The following is a 7,773-nucleotide window of genomic DNA, read 5'->3' as shown; positions in this document are numbered from 1 at the left end:
ACGACGCCATCATCGATGCCGACTGCCAAGCCTGGAACAACCTAATCGACAAGCCCGAAACCATCTCGTCCATCGGCATGCGCAAATGGGAACACATCGGTCAATCATAACAACTGTTGGTATGACAGCTCAACGCAGCGGGAAGCCCCCGCGCCAAGGTCTATCCGCAGCCTGGCAACGGAGCGATCGCGCCACTTTGGAGACGCGCTCCTCTGCCCTAAATGCGCCCTAAACGATATCCAGCACCCACCATCATGAAACAAAAACGCCGGAGACCCTAAGGTTTCCGGCGTTTTGAATGGTAGCGAAGGGCGGATTCGAACCGCCGACAAACGGATTATGATTCCGCTGCTCTAACCAACTGAGCTACTCCGCTTCAAGAAGCACGCGGGTTTCCCCGGCGATGCATCTACTAGATTTAGCACATCCACCTGTCAAGCCGCTAGTCGGGCTCATTCAATGCCGTGTGCACAGACCGGCAATCGCCTCCCGCACGAGGATCAAGTCGTCCTCGAATTTCGCCTGCTCCCGCGCCTTGCCTTCCAGGTCAGGAATCCGCAGCAGATAGGAGGGATGGTTGGTAACAAAGAGGATCGTGCCATCATCCATGGTGATCGGAGCGCCGCGGAGTTTGCCGATAGTCGCGGTCCTGCCGAGCAGGCTGGTTGCGGCGGTGGCGCCTAGTGCAACGATGACCTTGGGTTTGACGAAACCGATCTCTAGATTGAGCCAGAACTTGCAGGCCTGGACTTCGCCGCCATCGGGCCTCTGATGAATGCGGCGCTTGCCGCGCGGCTCAAATTTGAAGTGCTTGACCGCATTGGTGACATAGACTCTGGAGCGGTCGATGCCGACTTTTTCGACTGCAGCATCAAGCACTTTGCCTGCCGGACCGATGAAAGGCTTGCCTGCCAGATCCTCCTGGTCGCCGGGCTGTTCTCCAACGAACATCACGTCGGCATGTTGGGGGCCTTCGCCGAATACCGCCTGGGTCGCGTGCTCGTATAGCGGGCAGCGCTGGCAGCCCTGCACGGCTGATCGTGCATCGGCGAGGCTGGTGATTTCCGCTGCGTTTTCAATGAGATCGGGCTCGCGGGCCTGCTGGCGAAGGTGTCGCGATGGTGGCTGCGTTGCGGTGCGTTCGATCATCTCGGCCTCCATCTGCCGGGCATTGCGGATCAGGGGGGCAATGAGTTCGGCCTCGGGCAGGTTGCGCCAGTATTTCATCGGCATTTCCGATTTCATCATCGCGACCTTGAGGCGAGCCGGATTGAAGATCGAGGAGAAATAGGTCTTCCAGTCGTCCTCTACCGCGTCGTCCTGTGGCACGTCCGATTTGCTTCCCCCGGGCCCGAAGGCCAGGCTTTCGCCGTCCCAATAGGCGCTGCGATAGGGGGTGACGATGGCCCACATCATGCCGTCGAAACGACGGGCAAAAAATGGCGCGGTGAGTTCGAGCGTATAATGTTCCGGCTCGAACCAGGCAGCGTAGCGCTCGAGGCCGGAGTCGTCGGCGATGGATTTGAAGCGAACGAAGGCTTTCATCTTGTGGCTGTCGCGACGCACCGCCGAGACCCTTTTTGTTAACAGACTGTTAGCATCGAGTGTGGCATCGGCCAGCAATTGGCTATCAGCCTGCAGTGCCCAAAGCAGTTGATAGAGCAAGGAAAACCGCGCCGGATCGGTGTGACATATGGCCTGTTCGGCGAGATCGAGGAATTGTCGCGGAACGGAGCCCACCGGTTGGGTCGCCGCTGGAAGATCGAGGGCATCGTCGCTGTCCAAAAGGCTAGCCGCATCGTCCATCATACGCCATTCGACCTGCTCCGGGGACAAACCGGCCGCCAGCAACTGTCGCGCCTTGCTGCGCCACTCGGCAAAGTCGTTCGGCGATTGCATGCGGATCACCTGCATCAGAACAGGCTCAACTGCTCGGGCTGCGGTGTCAGCTTGGCGCGCAGGCGAGCGTCGTCGGTCAGCCCGCCCGGGGTCCAGTCGGCCGCCTCGATGAACGGCCGCACCTTGTCGATGGTGCCGGCAATGCGCGCAACATCCTCCAGCCGCAGGCGATGATGCCGGCGCGTACTAAGAATACGATCAATGCTTTTCGTGCCCAGCCCCGGCACCCGCAGCAGCATTTCGCGATCGGCTCGGTTTACATCGACCGGAAAGCGCGCCCGGCTTTTCAGCGCCCAAGCCAGCTTGGGATCGATATTGAGATCGAGCAACCCATCTTCCCCTCCCCAGATGATTTCCGGCACGTCGAAGCCATAAAAGCGGATCAGCCAATCGGCCTGATACAGGCGGTGCTCGCGCATCAGTGGCGGGGCCTTGAGGGGAAGCCGCGAACTGGAATCAGGTATCGGCGAAAAGGCCGAGTAGTAGACGCGGCGCAGTTTGTAGCCGGAATAGAGGCCGGCCGCTCGATTGAGGATCACCCCGTCGTCGGCCGCATCGGCGCCGATGATCATCTGCGTCGATTGTCCGGCCGGCGCAAATTTCGGCTTTTTGGCCCGGGCCTTCTTGTCGGGGCCTGCCTCGTCCAGCTTGCCGCGCACATTGGCCATGGCGGTGCGGATCTCGCTCGGCTTCTTTTCCGGCGCCAGTTGCTCCAGCCCAATATCGGTCGGCATCTCGATATTGGTCGACAGCCGATCAGCCCAGCGTCCGGCCTCGATCAGCAAATCCGGCGAGGCATTGGGAATGACCTTGAGATGGATGTAGCCGGCGAAGTGATGCTCCAGCCGCAGCGAGCGCGCCACGCGAACCAGTTCTTCCATGGTGTAGTCGGGCGATTGGATGATCCCCGAAGACAGGAACAGGCCTTCGATGTAATTGCGCTTGTAGAAATCCAGCGTCAGCTTGACCACTTCTTCGACACTGAAGCGGGCTCGCGTCACGTTGGAAGACGAGCGATTGACGCAGTAGATGCAGTCATAGACGCAAAAGTTGGTCAGCAGGATTTTGAGCAGCGAAATGCAGCGGCCGTCTGGCGCGTAGGAGTGGCAGATGCCGCTGCCCTCGGTCGACCCGATACCACCGGTGCCGGCGCTGCTGCGCTTCTCGGTGCCCGAAGATGCACAGGACGCATCGTATTTCGCAGCATCGGACAAGATCGCCAGCTTGCGACGCAAAGTCAGCGCGGCCATGTTTGTTCCCTTTATGTTCAGGAACGATGGATAGCGCATGAGCAGTGATAACGCATGTCAAAAAGGTGGGTGTCGGGCAATTGTGATCGGGGGGGTGAACGCGCAGTCGACACCCTCCCCCTTGCGGGCATTAAACCGGCCGAAGGCAAAAGCGCTCCAGTGGAGCGGTTTTAGGTCAGAAGGATCAAGGGGGAGGTCGGCTGGCCCGTATTTCGGGGCTCTCGCACCCCACCCGGCGCCATCACGGAGTTAGCAAGCTAACTCCTATCTCGCTTCCCCTCCCGCAGGGGAGGGTTGACGACTGAATGCTCACCGTATGCATCGTTCAAAAATCGACATCAGTGCGTCCTGATTGTCCACCTGCTCAAATGGCGTCGGGTGTTCTACATCTATCGTAGCAGGAACGCGGTGTTCGCGTCCGGATAGGAGATTGCATCATGACACTCGAACTCGGAGGCATCCATCACCTCACGGCGGTAACCGCCGAGGCGAAGAAGAACCTCGCATTCTACACCCAGACCCTGGGCATGCGGCTGATCAAAAAGACCGTCAACCAGGACGACACCACCGCCTATCACCTGTTCTACGGTGACGGCGTTGCTTCCCCCGGCGCCGACCTGACCTTCTTTGATTTCGACGCGCCCAAGGAAAGCCGCGGCAATCACACGGTTGGCCGCACCGGTCTCCGTGTTGCCAGCGAGGACAGCCTGAATTGGTGGAAGAACCACCTGCAGAACAACAATGTCGGCACCGGCGCCATCAAGGAGCGCAACGGCCAGCTATCGCTCGATTTCGAAGATTTCGAGGGCCAGCGCTTCCGCATGGTGATCGACGGCGCCAACAAGGTCGTGCCTTGGGCCAAGTCGCCTGTGCCCGCCGAGCAGCAGATCATCGGCCTTGGCCCGATTACGCTATCGGTGCCCGAGCTTGACCGCACCGAGGCAGTGCTGACCCAGGTGATGAACATGCGCAAGGTTCGCGAATACGCTACGACTAGCCACACGCCTGAAACCCATGTCTATGAAATGGGTCCTGGCGGCCCCGGCGCCGAAATCCATGTCGCTGTGGATCCGACACTGGCACCCGCCCGTCCCGGTGCCGGTGGCGTGCATCACGTCGCCTTCCGCACCCCGGATCAGGATAGTTTGCGCCAATGGATCGATCGGGTCGGCAAGGCAGGACTGCGCTCGAGCGGCGAAGTGGAGCGCTTCTACTTCACCTCGCTGTATTTCCGCGAGCCGAATGGCATCCTGTTTGAGATTGCCACCGACGTACCGGGATTTTCGGCGGATGAGCCAATGGAAACATTGGGTGAAAGCTTGGCATTGCCGCCATTCCTCGAAGGTCGCCGCGCAAGCATCGAGGCCGGGTTGAAGCCACTGGTCTAGGGCGAAAGGGGCGGCGCTGTCACAGCTCCGCCCATTTGGGCACCACTCATGCACCCTACTTTTTCCCTCGGGCTCGACCCGAGCGCCAATTAAGGCCGCACAAGTGGCGAATGGCCCTCGGGTCAAGCCCGAGGAAATAGAAAGTTGGTATTGGTGAGGCGCTATGTAGGTCGAAGGGCGTCCCTACTGGCACACCTCGCCACTCGCTGGCGTGTCACACGGATTCCTATCCGTATCCGGCTTCAGCAGACTAGCGGTCTTGATCAGGTTGATGAACTCCACCCGATAGCCGCTATCGTCCGCCCCACGGCCAGACCGGGCCAAGGCCTCGATCTCGTCCCAACTCATCTCCCCGCCATAGTCGGACCCCTTTAGCTTTTGCCCGAAGGCGGCGACGGCGGCGGCATAGCGCATGTCGGCGCTGACGTCGGCGATGTCGCCGTAGACGACGTCAGGCGTCACCGGCACTTCGATCAACTGGCTGACGTCGCTGTCCGGCAGCTTGTAGCGCATACGCAGGAAGGCGATTTCGTCGCCTGCTGTCGGGGTCTCGTTGGTCTGGCCATAGCGCAGCGGATCGATCAGCTCGGCGCCCGAGCCTGCCGGGGTGATCTCATAAATCGCCGTGACCGTATGCCCGGCGCCGATATCGCCCGCGTCGACCTTGTCATTGTTGAAATCCTCGCGGTTAAGCGCGCGGGTCTCGTAGCCGATCAGGCGATATTCGCTGACCACGGCCGGGTTGAACTCGACCTGAATCTTCACGTCCTTGGCGATCATGTCCAGCGTGCCACCCATTTCCTCGACCAGCACTTTCTGGGCTTCGCGGAAGCTGGAGATGTAGCTGGCATTGCCATTGCCGTTCTGGGCCAGCGCCTGCATCGTCGCGTCGTCGAGATTACCCTGGCCAAAGCCCAGCACCGATAGCGTCGTGCCGCTGTCGCGCTTGGCCTTGATGAAGTCTTCCAATGCCTCGGGATCGTCGATGCCGACATTGAAATCGCCATCGGTAGCGAGGATGACGCGATTGGTGCCACCCTCGATCTTGCCCTGTTCTGCTAGCCGGTACGCCAGCGCTATCCCTTCGGCGCCAGCCGTGCTGCCGCCGGCCGCCAGATTGTCCAGCGCGCCGAGGATTTTCGCCTTGTCGGTGGCCACGGTCGGCTCCAGCACCACGCCCGCCGAGCCGGCATAGACCACGATGGCGACCGTATCATTGGCCGAAAGCTGATCGACCAGCAGGGAAAAGGCGCGCTTCAGCAGCGGCAGCTTGTCGGGCTCATCCATCGAGCCCGAGGTGTCGATCAGGAACACCAGGTTGCTGGCCTTGTCTTCTGCGACGGTCGGCACATAGCCCTTGATGCCAATCTGCAAGAGCTGCGTCTTGGGGTTCCACGGCGTCGGATATACCGCCATGGTCGGCTTGAACGGCACTGCGGCGCTGTCGGCGGCGGGGTAATCATAGGGGAAATAGTTGATCAGTTCCTCGATGCGCACGGCATCGGGCTCGGGCACGAAACCATCTTCCAGCATGCGCCGCGTATAGGCATAGCTGGCGGTATCGACATCGATCGAGAAGGTCGAGACCGGCTCATCGGCCACGGCCTTGAGGCGCTGCTCGTCAAAGCTGGTGAACGTGTCGCCGCTCGGCTCGGTCGGCAGCGCCACCATCGACGGCATCGGCGCCGGCATTGCCATCTCGCTCTCGAACATCGCATCGGCGGACGCGGCCATGCTCTGTGCAGGCGCAGCCATTTTGCCACTGACAGTGGGCGGAGAACCGACATCGGGCGGAGCCTGACGGGTCAGCGTGCTGGACGCAGTCTCGTCCTGCATGAGCTGCGGCTCGGTGGCGGGCGCAACCGGTTCGGCCGTCACGGTCGGCGCCTCGACGCGCTGCTCGGTCTTGGCCTGCTCCTTAACGGGCGTGACGATCGCCGGGCGTTGCACCGCGACCTCTGCCGGGGTCATCGATGTGCTCGAATAAAGCTGGTAGCCGAGCGGCAGCGCGATCAGCGCGATGACGGCGGTGCCGATGGGAAGGCGCAGGTCCATGATCTTGATCCCTTTCAAGGATGCGATGATGGACGTGAGACGCCGGCCCCATGGATTTCCTTGGGGCGTGGTTTGAGTTTTTTTCTGCGCCGCCTCGAAAGCCGCCATGCCGGCCGCCAGCGAGCGCTGTTTTGCGTCGGCGCGCGGGTCCGGCGTGTTGGCGTTCTTAAGGCCGTTCAACGGATCGTCGTGCATGTTGTTATCGTCGCTCATAGCAGCCCCCTCAGGGTCTTGCGTGCCTCATGCACGTGCCAGGACACCGTGGCTTCGCGGATACCCATGATCTCGGCCGCCGCCGCATGGCTCAGTTCCTCGGCATAGACCAGCAGCACCGCATCGCGCTGTTTCTCGGGCAATTGCCGCACCGCTGCCCATAGCTGGCGGCTGGTCGCGGCCTCCTCCTGGTCGGCCGGGTGCTCATCGGGCGTCACCTCCGCATAAGCATCGGAATGCCGGCCACGCCGCTTGCCGGCCCGCTGCAGGTCGCGCACGGCGTTGAGCGTGATGCGATAGACCCAGCTCGAAAACGCACTGCGCCCATCGAAACTAGATATCGCCGAGCCAAGCTTGACGCAGACATCCTGTGCGATGTCCTCGGCATCGGCGCGATTGCCGCACCATTTCCAGGCGGTGCGGTGGATCATGTCGTAGTGATCCCCGATCAGCTCGCCAAACGCTTCCACGTCGCCATTTTGTGCGCGCACCACCAGGGCCTGCGTCAGCGCGTGCCTGGGGTCGATCGGGGATGCGGCATAGAGTTCCGTCACTGCAGCATGCACTCGCCAAGCCTTACTTTAGCGACCATTGTAGTGCTAAGACGCCTGTGCTTGCTCATCCCTTTGGGCGCAATGCGGAATTATTTCGAGGTCGTCATGGAAGAACCCAAGCAGAGCCCGTTCGCAATGAACCCTGCCCGCGTGCTGATCCTAGTGCTGGGCGTGATGATCATCATCATTGCGATCTCGACCTCGATGGGTGGCATCAACGCCTACCAGGCGCTGCGCGAAGCCAATGCCGAGGCGACCACCGGCGCGGCGCCGGCCGATGGAGCTCCTGTTGCTGTGGCTCCCGCCCAGTAACGGCAAGCTCCCCACCCACGATGTTACCCCGGGCTTGACCCGGGGCCCATCCTGAGATGGTTGGCAGAACCACCTTGCGGCTGTGGTGTAATCTCGAGATGG

At 61.2% G+C, this 7,773-nt stretch carries 6 protein-coding genes and 1 tRNA gene; 2 read left to right on the top strand and 5 right to left on the bottom strand.

What is annotated here, in order from left to right:
• Positions 1-299: 299 nt before the first annotated feature.
• The 3 genes from WH91_RS04615 to WH91_RS04605 form a co-directional block, all read right to left on the bottom strand.
• Positions 300-376: transfer RNA gene (locus tag WH91_RS04615), tRNA-Met, on the bottom strand.
• Positions 377-456: 80 nt separating this feature from the next.
• Positions 457-1,899, bottom strand: coding sequence for a UdgX family uracil-DNA binding protein (locus WH91_RS04610; RefSeq protein ID WP_244542425.1), 1,443 nt, complete (start codon positions 1,897-1,899; stop codon positions 457-459).
• A gap of 14 nt (positions 1,900-1,913) precedes the next feature.
• Positions 1,914-3,149, bottom strand: a complete 1,236-nt coding sequence (locus tag WH91_RS04605; RefSeq protein ID WP_046169826.1) for a putative DNA modification/repair radical SAM protein — start codon at positions 3,147-3,149, stop codon at positions 1,914-1,916.
• Positions 3,150-3,586: 437 nt separating this feature from the next.
• Between WH91_RS04605 and WH91_RS04600 the strand changes: the two genes are divergently transcribed.
• Positions 3,587-4,537, top strand: coding sequence for a ring-cleaving dioxygenase (locus WH91_RS04600; RefSeq protein ID WP_046169825.1), 951 nt, complete (start codon positions 3,587-3,589; stop codon positions 4,535-4,537).
• A gap of 183 nt (positions 4,538-4,720) precedes the next feature.
• Here the strand turns inward: WH91_RS04600 and WH91_RS04595 are convergent, their stop codons facing one another.
• Together WH91_RS04595 and WH91_RS04590 are read right to left on the bottom strand one after the other, a co-directional pair.
• Entirely contained in the window at positions 4,721-6,805 is a 2,085-nt protein-coding gene (locus WH91_RS04595; protein WP_074797661.1) for a vWA domain-containing protein, read from the bottom strand.
• On the bottom strand, positions 6,802-7,314 hold the full coding sequence (locus WH91_RS04590) for an RNA polymerase sigma factor (protein WP_046169844.1): 513 nt from the start codon (positions 7,312-7,314) through the stop codon (positions 6,802-6,804). The genes WH91_RS04595 and WH91_RS04590 overlap by 4 nt, the downstream gene beginning before the upstream one ends.
• A gap of 150 nt (positions 7,315-7,464) precedes the next feature.
• Between WH91_RS04590 and WH91_RS04585 the strand changes: the two genes are divergently transcribed.
• Complete coding sequence (locus tag WH91_RS04585) at positions 7,465-7,671, top strand: hypothetical protein (RefSeq protein WP_143078207.1); 207 nt, start codon at positions 7,465-7,467, stop codon at positions 7,669-7,671.
• The last annotated feature ends 102 nt before the right edge of the window (positions 7,672-7,773 follow it).

Source organism: Devosia psychrophila (assembly GCF_000971275.1).
In the GTDB taxonomy this organism is placed as follows: domain Bacteria; phylum Pseudomonadota; class Alphaproteobacteria; order Rhizobiales; family Devosiaceae; genus Devosia; species Devosia psychrophila.
Note: the sequence above shows the minus strand (reverse complement) of the source record. Positions and strands in the feature narration are given on the sequence as shown.

Coding starts and splice junctions, on each gene's coding strand:
- WH91_RS04585 (WP_143078207.1), top strand. CDS start 7,465: ATGGAAGAACCCAAGCAGAGCCCGTTCGCAATGAACCCTGCCCGCGTG.
- WH91_RS04610 (WP_244542425.1), bottom strand. CDS start 1,899: ATGCAATCGCCGAACGACTTTGCCGAGTGGCGCAGCAAGGCGCGACAG.
- WH91_RS04595 (WP_074797661.1), bottom strand. CDS start 6,805: ATGAGCGACGATAACAACATGCACGACGATCCGTTGAACGGCCTTAAG.
- WH91_RS04600 (WP_046169825.1), top strand. CDS start 3,587: ATGACACTCGAACTCGGAGGCATCCATCACCTCACGGCGGTAACCGCC.
- WH91_RS04605 (WP_046169826.1), bottom strand. CDS start 3,149: ATGGCCGCGCTGACTTTGCGTCGCAAGCTGGCGATCTTGTCCGATGCT.